17 protein-coding genes and 1 tRNA gene are annotated in these 16,272 nt (G+C 70.3%); 12 read left to right on the top strand and 6 right to left on the bottom strand.

Features of this window, described 5'->3' with window-relative positions; genetic code table 11:
- The first annotated feature begins 120 nt into the window (after positions 1 to 120).
- Together C6376_RS13055 and C6376_RS13050 are read left to right on the top strand one after the other, a co-directional pair.
- Positions 121 to 657, top strand: coding sequence for a YwqJ-related putative deaminase (locus C6376_RS13055; RefSeq protein ID WP_107443576.1), 537 nt, complete (start codon positions 121 to 123; stop codon positions 655 to 657).
- Between the two features lie 64 nt (positions 658 to 721).
- Entirely contained in the window at positions 722 to 1,216 is a 495-nt protein-coding gene (locus C6376_RS13050; protein ID WP_107443575.1) for an SUKH-3 domain-containing protein, read from the top strand.
- A 78-nt stretch (positions 1,217 to 1,294) separates the two neighbouring features.
- Here the strand turns inward: C6376_RS13050 and C6376_RS13045 are convergent, their stop codons facing one another.
- Positions 1,295 to 2,578, bottom strand: coding sequence for a sensor histidine kinase (locus tag C6376_RS13045; protein ID WP_107443574.1), 1,284 nt, complete (start codon positions 2,576 to 2,578; stop codon positions 1,295 to 1,297).
- 166 nt (positions 2,579 to 2,744) lie between these two features.
- Here C6376_RS13045 and C6376_RS13040 point away from each other — a divergent pair, with 166 nt between their 5' ends.
- The 7 genes from C6376_RS13040 to C6376_RS13010 all read left to right on the top strand — a co-directional run bounded on the left by C6376_RS13040 (position 2,745) and on the right by C6376_RS13010 (position 8,370).
- Positions 2,745 to 3,479 (top strand): hypothetical protein, encoded by a 735-nt coding sequence (locus tag C6376_RS13040; RefSeq protein WP_216825586.1) that lies wholly within the window; start codon positions 2,745 to 2,747, stop codon positions 3,477 to 3,479.
- Positions 3,465 to 3,536 (top strand) — tRNA-Gln (locus tag C6376_RS13035). Before C6376_RS13040 ends, C6376_RS13035 begins: the two co-directional genes overlap by 15 nt.
- Before the next feature lie 113 nt (positions 3,537 to 3,649).
- Positions 3,650 to 5,098 (top strand): bifunctional UDP-N-acetylglucosamine diphosphorylase/glucosamine-1-phosphate N-acetyltransferase GlmU, encoded by a 1,449-nt coding sequence (gene glmU, locus C6376_RS13030; protein ID WP_107443573.1) that lies wholly within the window; start codon positions 3,650 to 3,652, stop codon positions 5,096 to 5,098.
- Between the two features lie 134 nt (positions 5,099 to 5,232).
- Positions 5,233 to 6,207: a ribose-phosphate diphosphokinase gene (locus tag C6376_RS13025; protein ID WP_107443572.1), complete on the top strand. Its 975-nt coding sequence runs from the start codon at positions 5,233 to 5,235 to the stop codon at positions 6,205 to 6,207.
- A gap of 199 nt (positions 6,208 to 6,406) precedes the next feature.
- Positions 6,407 to 6,991, top strand: a complete 585-nt coding sequence (locus C6376_RS13020) for a 50S ribosomal protein L25/general stress protein Ctc (RefSeq protein WP_107443571.1) — start codon at positions 6,407 to 6,409, stop codon at positions 6,989 to 6,991.
- Between the two features lie 72 nt (positions 6,992 to 7,063).
- Positions 7,064 to 7,666, top strand: coding sequence for an aminoacyl-tRNA hydrolase (gene pth, locus C6376_RS13015; RefSeq protein ID WP_107443570.1), 603 nt, complete (start codon positions 7,064 to 7,066; stop codon positions 7,664 to 7,666).
- A 281-nt stretch (positions 7,667 to 7,947) separates the two neighbouring features.
- Positions 7,948 to 8,370: a hypothetical protein gene (locus C6376_RS13010; protein WP_367881086.1), complete on the top strand. Its 423-nt coding sequence runs from the start codon at positions 7,948 to 7,950 to the stop codon at positions 8,368 to 8,370.
- Between the two features lie 70 nt (positions 8,371 to 8,440).
- On the opposite strand, the gene ppc is transcribed toward C6376_RS13010, so the two are convergent.
- Complete coding sequence (ppc, locus tag C6376_RS13005; protein ID WP_107443568.1) at positions 8,441 to 11,170, bottom strand: phosphoenolpyruvate carboxylase; 2,730 nt, start codon at positions 11,168 to 11,170, stop codon at positions 8,441 to 8,443.
- Positions 11,171 to 11,461: 291 nt separating this feature from the next.
- Here ppc and C6376_RS13000 point away from each other — a divergent pair, with 291 nt between their 5' ends.
- Complete coding sequence (locus C6376_RS13000) at positions 11,462 to 12,472, top strand: fatty acid desaturase (RefSeq protein ID WP_107443567.1); 1,011 nt, start codon at positions 11,462 to 11,464, stop codon at positions 12,470 to 12,472.
- Positions 12,469 to 13,155, top strand: coding sequence for a TetR/AcrR family transcriptional regulator (locus tag C6376_RS12995; RefSeq protein WP_107443566.1), 687 nt, complete (start codon positions 12,469 to 12,471; stop codon positions 13,153 to 13,155). Before C6376_RS13000 ends, C6376_RS12995 begins: the two co-directional genes overlap by 4 nt.
- Before the next feature lie 80 nt (positions 13,156 to 13,235).
- On the opposite strand, the gene C6376_RS12990 is transcribed toward C6376_RS12995, so the two are convergent.
- From C6376_RS12990 to C6376_RS12980, 3 genes are read right to left on the bottom strand one after another with little or no spacing between them, the layout of a single operon-like run.
- The gene (locus tag C6376_RS12990; RefSeq protein WP_107443565.1) at positions 13,236 to 13,409 is read right to left on the bottom strand and encodes a CsbD family protein; all 174 of its coding nucleotides are present in this window, start codon (positions 13,407 to 13,409) and stop codon (positions 13,236 to 13,238) included.
- A 16-nt stretch (positions 13,410 to 13,425) separates the two neighbouring features.
- The gene (locus C6376_RS12985; protein WP_254075926.1) at positions 13,426 to 13,893 is read right to left on the bottom strand and encodes a VOC family protein; all 468 of its coding nucleotides are present in this window, start codon (positions 13,891 to 13,893) and stop codon (positions 13,426 to 13,428) included.
- The gene (locus tag C6376_RS12980; RefSeq protein ID WP_107443564.1) at positions 13,887 to 14,696 is read right to left on the bottom strand and encodes a trans-aconitate 2-methyltransferase; all 810 of its coding nucleotides are present in this window, start codon (positions 14,694 to 14,696) and stop codon (positions 13,887 to 13,889) included. Before C6376_RS12980 ends, C6376_RS12985 begins: the two co-directional genes overlap by 7 nt.
- An 88-nt stretch (positions 14,697 to 14,784) precedes the next feature.
- Between C6376_RS12980 and C6376_RS12975 the strand changes: the two genes are divergently transcribed.
- Positions 14,785 to 15,282 (top strand): MarR family winged helix-turn-helix transcriptional regulator, encoded by a 498-nt coding sequence (locus C6376_RS12975; RefSeq protein WP_107443563.1) that lies wholly within the window; start codon positions 14,785 to 14,787, stop codon positions 15,280 to 15,282.
- Here the strand turns inward: C6376_RS12975 and C6376_RS12970 are convergent.
- Entirely contained in the window at positions 15,241 to 16,020 is a 780-nt protein-coding gene (locus C6376_RS12970) for a response regulator transcription factor (RefSeq protein WP_107443562.1), read from the bottom strand. The two genes, C6376_RS12975 and C6376_RS12970, sit on opposite strands and share 42 nt — an antisense overlap.
- Positions 16,021 to 16,272 lie beyond the last annotated feature (252 nt).

Genomic DNA, 16,272 nt, shown 5'->3' with positions numbered 1-16,272 from the left:
CGTCACCCCGCCGTGACGACCCACCCCGCCCCGGGCGTGTCGCACCGCCCCAGCTTCCGCACCGGCCCCGCCGTTTGGCACTCTGTGACCTCCGGGGGGATGCACGGAGGGGAAACGATCATGAACACCACACAGACGGGGCCACACACCGGCAGGCCGGACAACCTGCACACCGCCCACACCGGCGACCCCCGCATCGGCTGGTCCGCCACCACCACACCCCCCATCCCCGCCCTCCTCCACCGCCGCGACGGCATACTCCCCACCGTCGCCGCCGCCCTCTCCGTCCGCGGCGCCACCCTCACCGGCACCGCCGCCCGCGGCGACCAGCCGCCACCCCTGCACCCACTCGTCCAGGACTTCCTCGACACCCTCACCAGCGCCCAACGCGACCGCTCCACCGGCCGCTGCGCCGAAGCCCTGCTCATCTCCCGCCACATCACCACCGCCGACGCCGCCCGCAGCAGACGCGCCGCCCGCCGCCCCATGACCAACGGCGAAGCCCGGAAAACCCTCAAACAAGCCAAACTCACCACCCGCCACATCCGCGAGGACGGCGACCCCCTCCACGGCGCCTTCGCCACCCCCTGCCGCGCCTGCTCCGCCCTCAGCGCCCACTTCGGCGTCCGCGTCGTCGACCCCGCGACCGGCTCCTGAACCCCACCCCCAGCAGCCCACCGGCACACCCGCACCACCCCGACACAGCACGGACGAAGGGCAGATGCACCCCGACCGCACCTCCACCACGCGCTTCCCCGTACCCGTCGACGCCGCCCTGCGCGCCGCCGGCTGGCAACCCGGACGCTGGGACATCAAACAAGCCGAAATCTGGGCCGACACCCTCCGCGAACACACCTCACCGGCCGGCCACCGCCACGCCGTCTTCCCCGCCGCAGTCGAAGCCTGGGCCGAATTCGGCGGGCTCACCATCACCCCCACCGGGCCCGGCCGCCAGATCGCCCCCACCACCTTCCACATCGACCCTCTGCACGGCCTCCACCTCGCCCGCACCCTCGCCGACCTCGGCCGCGCCCTCGACACCGAAGTCGCCCCCCTCGGCGCCGAGGCCGACGACCGGGCCCTCCTCGCCATAGACGCCGAAGGCCGCGTCTACGCCCTCGACCACACCGGCGACTGGTACCTCGGCCCCGACATCGACCACGCCCTCAACACCCTCACCTCCGGCGCCGAACCCACCCGCCTCACCGCAGGCTGACCCGAACCCCGGCCCCCGGACCCCGCCGCACCACCCCCACCACACGACGGACGGGACGGCCGCCCCCCCCACCCCCGCCTACGACGCCGGAATCACCGCCGACACCCGAAAACCACCCGCCTCCGTCGGCCCGGACACGAACACCCCGCCGAGCGCCACCACCCGCTCCCTCATCCCCACCAGCCCATTGCCCCCCGACGGCAACCCCGCCGACGACGCCGACCCCGCCTCCGGCGGCGCCCCGTTCTCCACCTGCATCGCGATCTCCCCCACCCGATGCGCCAACCGCACCTGCGCCTTCGCACCCCCCGCGTGCTTGTGGACGTTCGTCAACGCCTCCTGCACCACCCGGTACGCCGTCTGCTCCACCTCCGGCGCATACGACCGCACCTCACCCTCCACCGTCAGATCCACCACCATCCCCGCAGCCGCCGACTGCCCCACCAACTCCTCCAACTCCTCCAGACACGGCCCCTCCCCCTCCTCCACCACCACCGCGGCCACCCCCACCGCCACCGACGCGGACGCCGCCCGCTCCACCCCGACCCCACTGCGCAACACCCCGAGCATCTCCCGCAACTCGGTCAACGCCTGCCGCCCCATGTCACCCACCAGCGCCGCGTTGCGCACCGCCTTCTCCGGATCCTTCCGCGCCACCGCCTGCAACGCCGCCGCATGCACCACCATCAGACTCACCCGATGAGCCACCACGTCGTGCATCTCCCGCGCGATCCGCGTCCGCTCCTCGTTACGCGCCCACTCCGCCCGCTCCTCCGCCCGCTCCGCGAGCAACTGCAACTCCCGCTCAAGACTGTCCGCGCGCTCCCGCAGGCTCTCCATCAACCGCCGCCGCGCCCCCGCATACAGCCCGAGCAGCAGCGGCGGAGCCGTCAACCCCAGCGACGTGGTGATCGCCGCGAACGGAATGAACCAGTCCCCGATCGTCAGACGCCCCTGATCCAGGCTCTGCCGCACCCGCACGAACGTCACGATCAACGTCCCCACCAACTGCATCCCCGCCAACGAGGCGATGATCCGCCGCGGCAGCTCCGACGCCGCCAGCGTGTACAGCCCCACGATGCCCATCAGGTAACCCATCTGCGCCGGCGTGATCGCGATCGCCACCAGCACCACCGCGATCGGCCACCCACGCCGCACCACCAGCACCGAACCGGCCAGCAGGCCGAACACCACCCCCACCGCCACCGGGATCCCCGCGTCCCGCGCGAACGGCACCCCCTCCACCGCACACTCCACAGCCGACACGAGCCCCAGGCCCGAGTCGAACACCGCGCTGCGCCGTCTGGCCCACCACAGCGGCCCTCCCCGGACCGCCGTGTCCTCTGCCCCCGTCATGGTCATGCCTCCAGCCTACGGGCGCACCCCCCGCCTTTTCCGGCGACTTTCCGCGCCCGCCCCACACCACGCACCGTAACCGGACAGCCTCGAAACCCACCGACATCCCTCGAACGGCTGAACCACCCCCGTTCGACCCCGGAACCCCGCATTCCGCCCGGACGGTATGCGTATGACACATGCGAACGGCAAGCGCGCGAAGAGCCATCTCCGAGAGAGGGCGCGAGAGCTGCGACAGCAAGGCTGGACGTACAACGAGATCCAGGCCGAGCTGGGATGCTCCAAGAGCTCGGTGTCGCTCCGGGTGCGGGACCTGCCCCGCCCGGAGCGGACGCGCCCCGCCGACACATCGGCGGCACAGCAGGGATTGCAGCGCGCCGTGAAGAGTCGCGCCGCAGCGGGGGCCGAGCTACGCGACAAGGCGTATGCGGAGATCGGGTCGATCAGCGACCGGGAACTGTTCCTCATCGGCGTGGGGCTCTACTGGGCCGAGGGAGCGAAGGCCGAACCCAGCTCCAACCGACGGGTCATCTTCGTGAACAGCGACGCCGGCATGATCGCGCTGTTCCTCGCCTGGCTCGAGCTTCTGGGGGTGAGTTCTGAACGCCGACGACTCTCCGTCGCCATCCACGAATCAGCGAACGTCCCAGCAGCCGAGGCCTACTGGGCGAACCGGGTCGGCATCAAGGTCGACGACCTTCTGAAAACGAGCCTCAAGAAACACAACCCCCAGACCAACCGCACCAACACCGGAGAGGGCTACCACGGTTGCCTACGGGTGGGCCGTACTCCAAAGCGCCGACCTACACCGTCGCATCGAGGGCTGGTGGTACGGCATAGTAGGAACCGCCACTCGACAGCCGGAGCAAATGTCCGGATTGGGCGAGAATATTCCCCTGTGGTGTAATTGGCAGCACTGTGGCTTTTGGTGCCATATGTCCGGGTTCGAGTCCTGGCGGGGGAGCCGTACACGATCCGGGCCCTGACATCACCGTCAGGGCCCGCTCTCATGTCCGCCGGGAAACGCCCCGGTATCCTTCGGATGTCCCCACCTCTCCACAGCCGAAGGGCAACTCCGTGAGCGCCATTCGCCCGGCAGCCGTCGTCGTACTCGCAGCGGGTGAGGGCACCCGTATGAAGTCGGACATACCGAAGGTCCTTCACGAGCTCTGCGGCCGCAGCCTCGTGGGCCACGTGCTGGCCGCCGCCCGTGAGCTGGACCCCGAGAACCTGGTCGTGGTGGTCGGACACGCACGCGAGAAGGTCACCACGCACCTCGCCGAGGTGGACGCCGCCGTGCGCACCGCCGTGCAGGAGGAGCAGAACGGCACCGGGCACGCCGTGCGGATGGGGCTCGAGCAGCTGGGCGGCGGTGTGGACGGCACGGTGGTGGTCGTGTGCGGCGACACCCCGCTGCTGACGGGTGCGACGCTGGCGGAGCTGGCCGCGACGCATCACGCGGACGGCAACGCGGTCACCGTGCTGACCGCCGAGGTGCCGGACGCGACGGGGTACGGGCGGATCGTCCGGGACGAGACGTCCGGCGCCGTGACGGCGATCGTCGAGCACAAGGACGCGGATGACGCGGTGCTGTCGATCCGGGAGATCAACTCCGGGGTGTTCGCGTTCGACGGACCGCTGCTCGCGGACGCGCTGAAGAAGGTGCGCACGGACAACAGCCAGGGCGAGGAGTACCTGACGGACGTCCTGGGGATTCTGCGCGAGGCCGGTCACCGGGTGGGCGCGTCCGTGGCCGCCGATCACCGTGAGATCGCCGGGATCAACAACCGGGTGCAGCTGAGCGAGGCGCGCCGGACACTGAACGACCGGTTGCTGACCGCGGCGATGCTGTCGGGGGTGACGGTGATCGACCCGGCGACGACGTGGGTGGACGTCACGGTGACGTTCGGGCGGGACGCGGTGGTGCACCCGGGTACGCAGCTGCACGGCAGCACGCACGTGGGCGAGGGCGCCGAGGTCGGTCCGAACAGCCGGCTGAAGGACACGGTGGTCGGTGCGGGGGCCCGGGTCGACAACACGGTGTCCAACGACTCGGAGATCGGGGCGGGCGCGTCGGTGGGGCCGTTCGCGTATCTGCGTCCCGGCACCCGGCTGGGGACGAAGAGCAAGATCGGTACGTTCGTGGAGGCGAAGAACGCGTCGCTCGGCGAGGGGACGAAGGTTCCGCACCTGTCGTACGTGGGTGACGCGACGATCGGCGAGTACAGCAACATCGGCGCGGCGAGTGTGTTCGTGAACTACGACGGGGAGAGCAAGCACCACACCACCGTCGGCTCGCACTGCAAGACGGGTTCGGACAACATGTTTGTGGCTCCGGTCACGGTCGGGGACGGCGCGTACACCGCGGCCGGGTCCGTGATCACGAAGGATGTGCCGCCCGGTTCGCTGGCCGTGGCCCGTGGTCAGCAGCGGAATATCGAGGGCTGGGTGGCCCGTAAGCGTCCGGGCAGCGCGGCGGCGAAGGCGGCCGAGACGGCGTCCCGCCAGGACGAAAGCGGAAGCTGACCGGAAACGGGCACGTCGAACACGGCGTACCGTGATAAGTGCACACCCGCACCTACCAGCTGAGACGTCCTTGTCGCGCCCAGCGGCGAAGGGTTCTCGACATCCAGCTGAGACACCTCTGAGGAGACAGTGCTGTGACCGGGATCAAGACGACCGGCGAGAAGAAGATGATGTTCTTCTCCGGCCGCGCCCACCCCGAGCTTGCCGAGGAGGTCGCCCACCAGCTGGGTGTCGGGGTCGTCCCGACGAAGGCCTTCGATTTCGCCAACGGTGAGATCTATGTTCGCTACCAGGAGTCGGCTCGCGGTGCTGACTGTTTCCTGATCCAGAGCCACACGGCTCCGATCAACAAGTGGATCATGGAGCAGTTGATCATGATCGACGCGCTGAAGCGGGCTTCGGCGCGTTCGATCACCGTCATCGTGCCGTTCTACGGTTATGCGCGTCAGGACAAGAAGCACCGTGGGCGTGAGCCGATCTCGGCGCGGCTGATCGCCGATCTGATGAAGACGGCGGGTGCGCACCGGATCCTGACCGTCGATCTGCACACGGACCAGATCCAGGGGTTCTTCGACGGTCCGGTGGACCACCTGTTCGCGCTGCCGCTGCTGGCGGACTACGTGGCGCAGAAGGTGGACCGCGACAAGCTCACGGTGGTGTCGCCGGACGCGGGCCGGGTGCGGGTGGCGGACCGCTGGTGCGACCGTCTGGGCGCGCCGCTGGCGATCGTGCACAAGCGGCGCGACAAGGACGTGGCGAACCAGGTGACGGTCCACGAGGTCGTGGGCGAGGTCAAGGGCCGTGTCTGTGTTCTCGTGGACGACATGATCGACACGGGTGGCACGATCTGCGCGGCCGCGGACGCGTTGTTCGCGCACGGTGCGGAGGACGTCATAGTGACGGCGACGCACGGTGTGCTGTCGGGTCCGGCGGCGGACCGTCTGAAGAACTCGAAGGTGAGCGAGTTCGTGTTCACGAACACGCTTCCGACGCCGGGCGAGCTGGAAGTCGACAAGATCACGGTGTTGTCGATCGCGCCGACGATCGCGAACGCGGTGCGTGAGGTGTTCGAGGACGGTTCGGTGACGAGCCTGTTCGACGAGCAGTGACGGCTGCCGTCAGAGACAGGTTCTAGATCGATTTCGTGTACGGCCTTCCCGCTGCGTAAGCTGTCACAGTTGCTCGGCGAGGGAGGCCGTACGCGTGTGTGTGGCGCGTGTGTACGGCGGTCCGTTATCGACGCGCTCTTCGTAGCAGGCCGATGGTTGGCCGGGTGACCACCTTTCCCCCGTTCTACGAGGAGTGAACATGGCTGAGCTGAAGCTTGCCGCCGAGTCCCGGACCGAGTTCGGCAAGGGCGCCGCCCGTCGTATCCGTCGCGCCAACAAGGTTCCGGCCGTGGTGTACGGCCACGGTGCCGACCCGGTGCACATCACGCTGCCGGGCCACGAGCTCCAGCTCGCGCTGCGTACCCCGAACGTGCTGCTCAGCCTGGAGCTCGAGGGCAAGACGCAGCTGGCGATCCCGAAGGCCGTGCAGCGTGACGCGATCAAGGGCTTCCTGGACCACGTCGACCTGCTGCTCGTGAAGCGCGGCGAGAAGGTCAACGTCGAGGTCTTCGTGCACACCGAGGGCGACCTGGCGCCGGGCGCCTACCTGCTCGAGCACGTGCTGAGCACGCTGACGGTCGAGGCCGAGGCGACGCACATCCCGGAGTCGGTCACGGTCTCCATCGAGGGTCTCGAGGCCGGTGCCTCCATCCTGGCCAAGGACATCCCGCTGCCCAAGGGCACGACGCTGGCGATCGACGAGGACGCGGTCGTCCTTCAGGTCCTGGCGGCTCAGGCGGAGGAGGCTCCGGCGGACGCCGAGGCCGAGGCCACCGAGGCCTGATTTTCCCGGTATCCCGTTTCGTCGGCCGCCGCTCCCTTCGGGGGGCGGCGGTCTGCGCGTATGTGAGGAGACATGCAGGTGACGACCGATGCGAACGCGCCGTGGCTGATCGTGGGTCTCGGCAATCCGGGCCCGGAGTACGCCATGAACCGGCACAACGTGGGTTTCATGGCCGCCGATCTGCTGGCGACGCGGATCGGGGGGCGGTTCAAGCGGGCGGGGAAGGCGCAGGCGCAGGTGGTGGAGGGCCGGATCGGTCCGCCGGGTGCGGGGAGCCGGCGGGTGGTGCTGGCGAAGCCGATGTCGTTCATGAACCTGTCGGGCGGTCCGGTGAACGCGTTGCGGGACTTCTACAAGGTGCCTCTGGCGAACGTGGTGGCGGTGCACGACGAGCTGGACATCGACTACGGCGTGCTGCGGCTGAAGCTGGGCGGCGGGGACAACGGGCACAACGGTCTGAAGTCGATGACGAAGGCGATGGGTGCGGAGTACCACCGGGTGCGGTTCGGGATCGGGCGGCCGCCGGGGCGGATGCAGGTGGCGGATTTCGTGCTGAAGGACTTCTCGTCGGCGGAGCGCAAGGAGCTGGACTACTTCGTGGACCGGGCTGCGGACGCGGTGGAGGCGTTGGTGCTGGAGGGGTTGGAGCGGGCGCAAAGCACGTACAACTCCTGACTTGTCACCCGCAGAGGTTGACGTTGGTTCAGTGATGGCTGATGATCCCGGCCATGTCTGGCTCTGCAGTCTCGTCGCACCGCCGTGGGGGTCCGTCACGGAAGCACTCGGCCAAGGGGTCCGCCAGGGGTGCGGCCACGGGGTCCGGGTCCGCCGAGGGCCCTGGGTCGGCCAAGGGCCCGGGGTCGGCCAAGGGCCCGGGGTCGGCCAGAGGGTCGGGGTCCGGCGGGGGTGCGGCGGGGGGTTCCGTGGCGGTGCTGCGGTTCGGGCGGTTCGCGGCGATGGGTGCGGTGGCGGTGCTGATCCTGGTGGCGGGGGTGTGGGGTTCCTGGGGTTCGGCGCAGCACGTGATGCTGACGAAGGGGCGGGAGCGGGGCACGGTCGAGGTGACGGGGTGTGCCGGGGGCAGGTGCGCGGGGCCGTACACGCCGTTGTCGGCGGGGTCGACGCCGCGGGCGCGGGTGGTGCTGGATCAGTCGGTGGCGGTGCGCAAGGGGCGGACGTACACGGTGGTGCTGAAGCCGGGCGGTGATCGTGCGGTGCGTTCGGGGCCTGCGGGGGTGTTGTACGCGTGGGTGCCGTTCGGCGGGGCGTTGTTGTTGGCGTCGGTGGTGGTGGCGGGGGGTCTGGGCCGGGTGCGGGCGGGCTGGGTGCTGGCTGGGTCGGGGGTGGCGTTGCTGACGGCGGCGTTCCTGACGGTGTGAGCGGGGACGGGTGAGGGGCGCCGCCGGGTCCGTACGGACTCGGGGGCGCCCCTCGTGGTGTGGGGTGGGGTCAGCCGGTGTTGCGCAGGCCCGCGGCGACGCCGTTGACGGTGAGGAGGAGGGCGCGGGAGAGCAGTGGGTCGGGTTCGGCGCCGGCGGCGGCTTCGTCGCGCTGGCGCTTGAGCAGGGTGACCTGGAGGTAGGAGATGGGGTCCAGGTAGGCGTCGCGGATGGTGAAGGTCTGCTTGAGGGCGGGGGTGGCGTCGAGCAGTTCGCGTTCGCCGGTGATCTTGAGGACTTCGGCGACGGTGAGGGCGTGTTCGGCCTTGATGCGGTCGAAGACGTGCTTGAGGTCGTCGGGGACGAGGGTGTCGACGTAGTGCTCGGCGATGCGCAGGTCGGTCTTGGCGAGGGTCATCTCGACGTTGGAGATGAAGTTGCGGAAGAAGTGCCACTGTTCGTGCATCTCGTCGAGCACGGTGTCCAGGCCCGCCTCGCGCAGTGCCTTGAGTCCGGAGCCGACGCCGTACCAGCCGGGGACGATCTGGCGGGACTGGGTCCAGCCGAACACCCAGGGGATGGCGCGCAGGCCGTCGAGCGAGACGCCGGAGCCGGGGCGGCGGGAGGGCCTGGAGCCCAGGTGCAGGTCGGCGAGCTGGTCCACCGGTGTCGAGGCGAGGAAGTAGGTCGGCAGGTCCGGGTCCTCGACGAGGGTGCGGTAGGCGGCGTGGGCGGCGTCGGAGACGACGTCCATGGCGGCGTCCCAGCGGGCGAGGGCCTCGTCGGACTGGCGGGGGGCGGTGTGCAGGGCGGAGGCCTGGAGGGTGGCGGCGACCGTCAGTTCCAGGTTCTCCCTGGCGAGGGAGGGGATGAGGTACTTGTCCGAGATGACCTCGCCCTGTTCGGTGACCTTGATCTCGCCTTCGAGGGTGCCCCAGGGCTGGGCGAGGATGGCGTCGTGGGAGGGGCCGCCGCCGCGGCCGACGGTGCCGCCGCGGCCGTGGAAGAGGCGCAGGCGTACGCCGTAGCGGTGGGCGACGTCGCGCAGGCGGCGCTGGGCGCGGTGGATCTCCCACTGGCTGGTGGTGATGCCGCCGAACTTGGAGGAGTCGGAGTAGCCGAGCATGACCTCCTGGACGTCTCCGCGCAGCGCGACGAGGCGCCGGTAGGAGGGGTCGGAGAGCATGTCCTCGAGGATGGTGTCGGCGGCCTTGAGCTCGTCGGTGGTCTCCAGGAGGGGGACGATGCCGATTCTGGCCCAGCCGGCGTGCAGGTCGACGAGGCCGGCCTCGCGGGCGAGGACGGCGGCGGCGAAGACGTCGTCGGCGCCCTGGCACATGGAGATGACGTAGGACTCGATGACTTCGGGTCCGAAGACCTCGAGGGCGCGCTTGACGGTGAGGAAGACGCCGAGGGTCTTCTCGCCGGCGGCGTCGACGGGGGCGGGGACGGGTGCGAGCGGGCGGCGGGAGCGCAGTTCCTTGGCGAGGAGCTTGGTGCGGTACTCGCGGGGCATGTCGGCGTAGCGCCAGGATTCCTCGCCGAGGCGGTCGAAGAGCTGGCCGAGGGCGTGGTGGTGGGCGTCGGCGTGCTCGCGGACGTCCATGGTGGCGAGTTGGAGGCCGAAGGCGGCGAGGGTGCGGATGGTGCGGTTCATGCGGCCGTCGGCGAAGAGGCCTCCGCGGTGTTCGCGCAGGGAGGTCTGGATGAGGGTGAGGTCCTGGAGGAGTTCGCCGGTGCCGAGGTAGTCGCGTCCGCTCTCGTGGGGGGTGCCCTTGGCGAGGCGCTGCTTGGTGTTCTCGAGCTTCTGGCGGATGCAGGTGGCCTTGAGGCGGTAGGGCTCTTCGGCGTTGAGGCGCTTGTAACGGGGGCTGATCTCGGGCATTTGTTCGAGGTCGGCCCGCAGGGAGGTGAGGAGTTCCTCGGTGGCTCCGGTGTAGCGGATGGAGTTGGAGAGGAAGCCGCGCAGTTCGTCGATGGTCTCGAGGGCGTCGTTGATGCCGTGTTCGTGCTGGAGGATGAGGACGTCCCAGGTGACCTGGGGGGTCACGTTGGGGTTGCCGTCGCGGTCGCCGCCGATCCAGGTGCCGAAGGTGACGGGTCGGGTGTCGTCGGGGAGCTTCACGCCGACGCGTTCGAGTTCCGCCGTGAGGTCCTCGAGGACGTCGCCGACGGCGCCGGCGTGGAGTTCGTCGAGGTAGTAGATGGCGTTGCGGGCCTCGTCGGCGGGTTCGGGGCGGACGACTCGCAGTTCGTCGGTCTGCCAGACGAGGTCGATGTTCTCGGCGAGGCGGGTGTCGTAGCGCCGGCGGTCGGACTCGATGACGGGGGTCTCCAGAAGCGCGGCGATGCGCCGGAGCTTGTTGAGTACCGACCGGCGTGCGGCTTCGGTGGGGTGCGCCGTGAAGACGGGGCGGACGTTGAGGTGGCGGACCGTCTGCTGGACGTGCTCGGGGTCGGCGTCCTTGAGGCGGTCGGCGGTGCGGGCGAGGAGACCGCCCTCGGCGGCGCGGCGTTCACGCAGTTCACGGCCGCGGTGGACCTGTTCGGTGACGTTGGCCAGGTGGAAGTAGGTGGAGAAGGCGCGGACCAGCTTGGCCGCGGTCTCCAGTTCGATGCCGCGCAGCAGCTCGGCGGCGGCGTCGCCGTCCTCCCGGGTGAGGCGGCGGACCTTCTCGACCAGGTCGAGGAGCTCGGGTCCCTCCTGCCGGACGAGGGTCTCGCCGAGGAGGTCGCCCAGCCGGCGGATGTCGGCGCGCAGCTCGGGGCTGGTCGTGGTCTGGTCGTCGGCACTGCTCACAGGTGCGGCTCCTTGCAGTGTTGAAGCTCGTCCAAGAGGGAACTCGGACATCCTCCCCGCGGGCAGGCGTCGCATACGGGGTCGGACATCCGGGAAGAAAACTAAGCGGACCGCGCTGTCCGACCGAGTCCAAGGATAGGTGTCCGCGGGGACGCGCAGGTCGGCGGGCTCTTGCCGCGAGGCGGCGCACTGCCATACTTACGATGCCGTAGGTTACGGGACCGTAGGAAGTACCGTGCGGTACCGGCGGTACGGCTTCTCCCTCATTCCCATACCCCCCAGGGGACGCGCATGACCACAGGCTCCAACGTGATCGAAGATCCTTCCAAGGCACCCGACGACAGGGCCGCGCCGCTCGCCACCCTCGGTGGTGAGCAGAAGCGTTCGATCGAGCAGATCACCCTGCTGCTCTTCATCGTCGTCCCGTTCCTGGCGGTGCTGGCCGCTCTGCCGCTGGCCTGGGGATGGGGGGTGAGCTGGCTGGACCTCGGGCTGATGGTCTTCATGTACTTCCTCGGCTGCCACGGCATCACGATCGGCTTCCACCGCTACTTCACGCACGGCTCGTTCAAGGCGAGGCGACCGCTGCGGATCGCGTTGGCGATCATGGGCTCGATGGCCGTCGAGGGACCGCTGGTGCGCTGGGTGGCGGACCACCGCAAGCACCACAAGTTCTCCGACGCGGAGGGCGACCCGCATTCGCCGTGGCGGTTCGGGGAGACGGTCCCGGCGCTGGTGAAGGGCCTGTGGTGGGCCCATATCGCCTGGATGTTCGACGAGGAGCAGACCTCGCAGGAGAAGTACGCGCCGGACCTGGTCAAGGACCCGGCGATCCGTGCGATCTCGCGCAACTTCATCCTCTTCACGTTGGTGTCGCTGGCGATTCCGCCGCTGGTGGGCGGGCTGGTGACGATGTCCTGGTGGGGTGCGTTCACGGCGTTCTTCTGGGGCTCGCTGGTGCGGGTGGCCCTGCTGCACCACGTGACGTGGTCCATCAACTCGATCTGTCACGCGGTGGGCAAGCGCCCGTTCAAGTCCCGGGACCGCTCCGGCAACGTGTGGTGGCTGGCGGTCCTGTCCTGCGGCGAGTCCTGGCACAACCTGCACCACGCCGATCCGACGTCGGCGCGGCACGGGGTGATGCGGGGCCAGGTGGACTCCTCGGCCCGGTTCATCCGGTGGTTCGAGATGCTCGGCTGGGCGTACGACGTGCGATGGCCGTCACGCTCGCGTATCGATTCACGCCGTATCACGGACGGGGACGGCTCCCGGCAGGGGAAGGCGGCCGCCGAGGCTGCATGATTGACGGCGTGGCGACCGATCCCAGCAGTAACTCCAGTCCCAGCAGTGATGTCAAGCCGCGGCGCGCACGGCGCACCCGCATGACGGGGGCCGAGCGCCGGCAACAGTTGCTGGAGATCGGTCGCACCCTGTTCGCGGCGAAGGGCTTCGAGGGCACGTCGGTGGAGGAGATCGCGGCGAAGGCCGGGGTGTCCAAGCCGGTGGTGTACGAGCACTTCGGCGGCAAGGAGGGGCTGTACGCGGTCGTCGTGGACCGGGAGATGCGCCGGCTGCTGGACATGGTCACGTCGTCGTTGACGGCGGGACATCCGCGTGAGCTTCTCGAGCAGGCGGCGTTCGCGCTGCTGGACTACATCGAGGAGTACACGGACGGTTTCCGCATTCTGGTGCGCGACTCCCCCATCCCGCAGTCGACGGGGTCCTTCGCGTCGTTGATCTCGGACATCGCGACGCAGGTGGAGGACATCCTGGGCCGCGAGTTCAAGAGCCGCGGCTTCGACCCGAAACTCGCGCCTCTCTACGCGCAGGCCCTGGTCGGGATGGTCGCGCTGACCGGCCAGTGGTGGCTGGACGTGCGGCGGCCGAAGAAGGCCGAGGTGGCGGCGCACCTGGTGAACCTGTCCTGGCACGGCCTGGACGGCCTGGAGGCCAAACCGCGGCTGATCGGGCACCGCAAGAGCTGAGCCGCGGAGCGGCACGGTCCGACCGTGCGGCAGGCCCCCCGTCCCGTGGGACGGGGGGCCTGCCGCATGCCGGTACGGGCTCAGTGCTTGAAGACGTCCTTCGTCTTCTCCTTGGCCTGCCGGGCGTCGCCCTTCGCCTGGTCGGCGCGGCCCTCGGCCTCGAGCCTCTCGTTGCCCACGGCGCGCCCGACCGTTTCCTTCGCCTTGCCCTTGGCCCGTTCCATCTTCGCCTTGGACTTCTGCTCGCCTGCCACTGTCCATCACTCCCAGTCAGGTCTGCGTGCGGTCTGTCCCCTGCGAGTGACCCGCCGGGCCCCTCTCAAACCCGTGCGCTTCTCGCACCCCGTGCCGCTCTCCCGGCTCGTCGCCGGGCCCGGGCGGGTCGGGTTCCAGGAATTCCAGCCGGTTGCCGACGGGGTCCAGGGCGTAGAAGCGGCGGTGTCCGGGCAGTGCGTCGTCCCATTCGACGCGGACGCCGTGGTGCGCCAGCCGGGCCGCGTACGCCTCGATGCCGGTGACCCGCAGCCCGGGGTGGGCCTTGCGGGCGGGCCGGAAACCGGGCTCGACGCCCAGGTGGAGCTGGACGGTCCCGGCCTGGAACCAGCATCCTCCGCGTGCCGCGAGCGCCGGCGGTTTGGGGATCTCGGTCATGCCCAGGGCGGCGGTGTAGAAGGGGCGCAGGAGGTCTTCGGAGCCGGGCGGGGCGGCGAGCTGGACGTGGTCGACGGCGGTCAGCATGCCGGGCCGCCTTCCTTCGTGGCCACGGCGAACAGGCGGCGGAAGGGCAGGACGGTGCCGTGGGGCGTGCTCGGGTAGGCCTCGCGGAGCAGGTCGCGGTAGGCGGCGGTGAAGGCGTCGCGGGCTTCGGGGTCGTCGGCGAGGGCGTCGAGGACGGGGCGCAGGCCGGTGCCGCTGACCCAGTCGAGGACGGGGTCCTCGCCCTGGAGGACGTGCAGGTAGGTGGTGGTCCAGACGTCGGCGGTGCAGCCGGCGCGGGTCAGCCGGTCGAGATAGGCGCCGGGGGCGTGGACGGAGTCCCCGCGGCGCAGGACGTGGCCGAGGCGGCTCTTCCAGCGGGGGCTGTCGGCGAGGTCGCGCATGAGGGCGTGCAGGGGGGCGTCGGTGTTGTACGGGACCTGGAGGGCGAGGGCGCCGCCGGGGGCGAGGGCGTCGAGCCAGCCGGGGAGGGCGTCGAGGTGGCCGGGGACCCATTGGAGGGCGGCGTTCGACACGAGCAGGTCGTAGGTCTCGGGGGGCGTCCAGTCGGTGAGGTCGGCGTGGGCGAAGTCGAGGTGCGGGCCGGCGTGGGCCGCGGCGTCGGCGAGCATCCGCGGGGAGTTGTCGTAGCCGGTGATGTGGGCGGTGGGCCAGCGGTCGGCGAGGAGCGCGGTGACGTTGCCGGGGCCGCAGCCGAGGTCGGCGATGCGGGGCGGGTCGCCGGGCAGGTCGGGGACGCGGGCGAGGAGGTCGGCGAAGGGGCGGGCGCGGTGGGCGGCGTGACGCAGGTACTGGGCGGGGTCCCAGGTGGGGTTGGTCGTCATACAGGTCACTGTCGCGCGGTTTTATCTCGATGTCAAGATACTTGATATCAAGAGACTTCATGTCGACACAACCACTACACTGATCGTCATGGAGGACGAGGTCGATCGGCTGGTCGCAGCGTGGCGCCGGGAGCGCCCGGACCTCGACGTGGAGCCGCTGGAGGTACTCAGCCGGGTGAGCAGACTGGCCCGGCATCTGGACCGGGCACGCCGGCTGGCGTTCTCCGAGCACCAGCTCGAGCCCTGGGAGTTCGACGTCCTGACGGCGCTGCGGCGCGCGGGGGCGCCCTACCAGCTCTCGCCGGGGCAACTGTTGACACAGACGCTGGTCACCTCGGGCACGATGACCAACCGCATCGACCGGCTCGCGAAGAAGGGCCTGGTGGAGCGGCTGCCGGACCCCAGCGACCGGCGCGGGGTGCTGGTCCGCCTCACGGACGACGGCAAGGACCGCGCCGACCAGGCGCTCGCCGGGCTGCTCGACCAGGAGCGGGCGATCCTGGCCGAGCTCTCGCCGTCCCAGCGCGGCGACCTGGCGAGCCTGCTACGCCAGCTGACCGCCCCGTTCGACAACATCCCCGGCTAGGGCCTGCCCCAGGTCCGCCGGCCCCACCCCGGCCCGGCGGGCGAGGGCGACCGCGGCGAGGGTGGAGTGCACGCCCAGCTTGCCGAGCACGTTCTGCATGTGGGTGCGGACGGTGTGCGGGGAGAGGAACAGGCGTTCGGCGACCGCCTTGCGGCCCAGGCCCGCGACCATGCAGCGCAGCACCTCCCGCTCCCTCGGCGTGAGGGACTCCACCAGCCGCTCGCTCTCGGTGCGGTGCTTGCGGGCGGCCGTCAACTCCCGCAGGACGCCGGTGAGCAGGGCCGCGGGCAGATGCGTCTCGTCGCGCAGCACCCCGCGGATCACCGTCAGCAGACGCGACAGCGAGCAGTCCTTCGCCACCCAGCCGGACGCGCCGGCCTGCAGGGCGAGGGCCGCGCGACGGGGGTCGTCCTTCTCGGCGAGGACGACGATCCGGATGTGGGGCTGTGCGCCGCGGACGCCCGTGACCAGGGAGATCCCGTCGACGGGGCCGTCCTCCCCCACCTCCTGCACCGGCACCGCCGGCCGTATGCCCGGCAGTTGGCCGCCGAGGTCGGCGTCGACGAGCAGCACGTCGTACCGGCGCCCCTCGGCGACCGCGCGCTCCAGGCTGCGCAGCGCCGCCGGGCCGCTGCCGGCCGCGGACACGTCGACGTCGGGCTCGGCCGCCAGCGCCGCGGCGAGCGACTCGGCGAAGATACGGTGGTCGTCGACGACCAGTACACGAATGCGAACCACGAAACCCCCTTCCCCGAGCTCCTTGACGGAGCAGGGGATACCCCAAAGGTCCGGAGACGGGAAACGGACGACCGCCGCGGGCACGACGCCCCGACGGGGAGGCCAGGACCGCCCGGCCGCCGCCGTGCAGAGACTGCTACCCCACCACGGGCGTCGTACCCGACTGTCTCGCCCCCTGATCAACACCGGCCCCCACCGGTGCTGTTCACAGGGTAGGGCTGTGGGCGAAGAGCGGAAGGCAAATGGCAGAAC

The sequence above is a fragment of the Streptomyces sp. P3 genome, assembly GCF_003032475.1.
Classification (GTDB): Bacteria; Actinomycetota; Actinomycetes; order Streptomycetales; family Streptomycetaceae; genus Streptomyces.
Note: the sequence above shows the minus strand (reverse complement) of the source record. Positions and strands in the feature narration are given on the sequence as shown.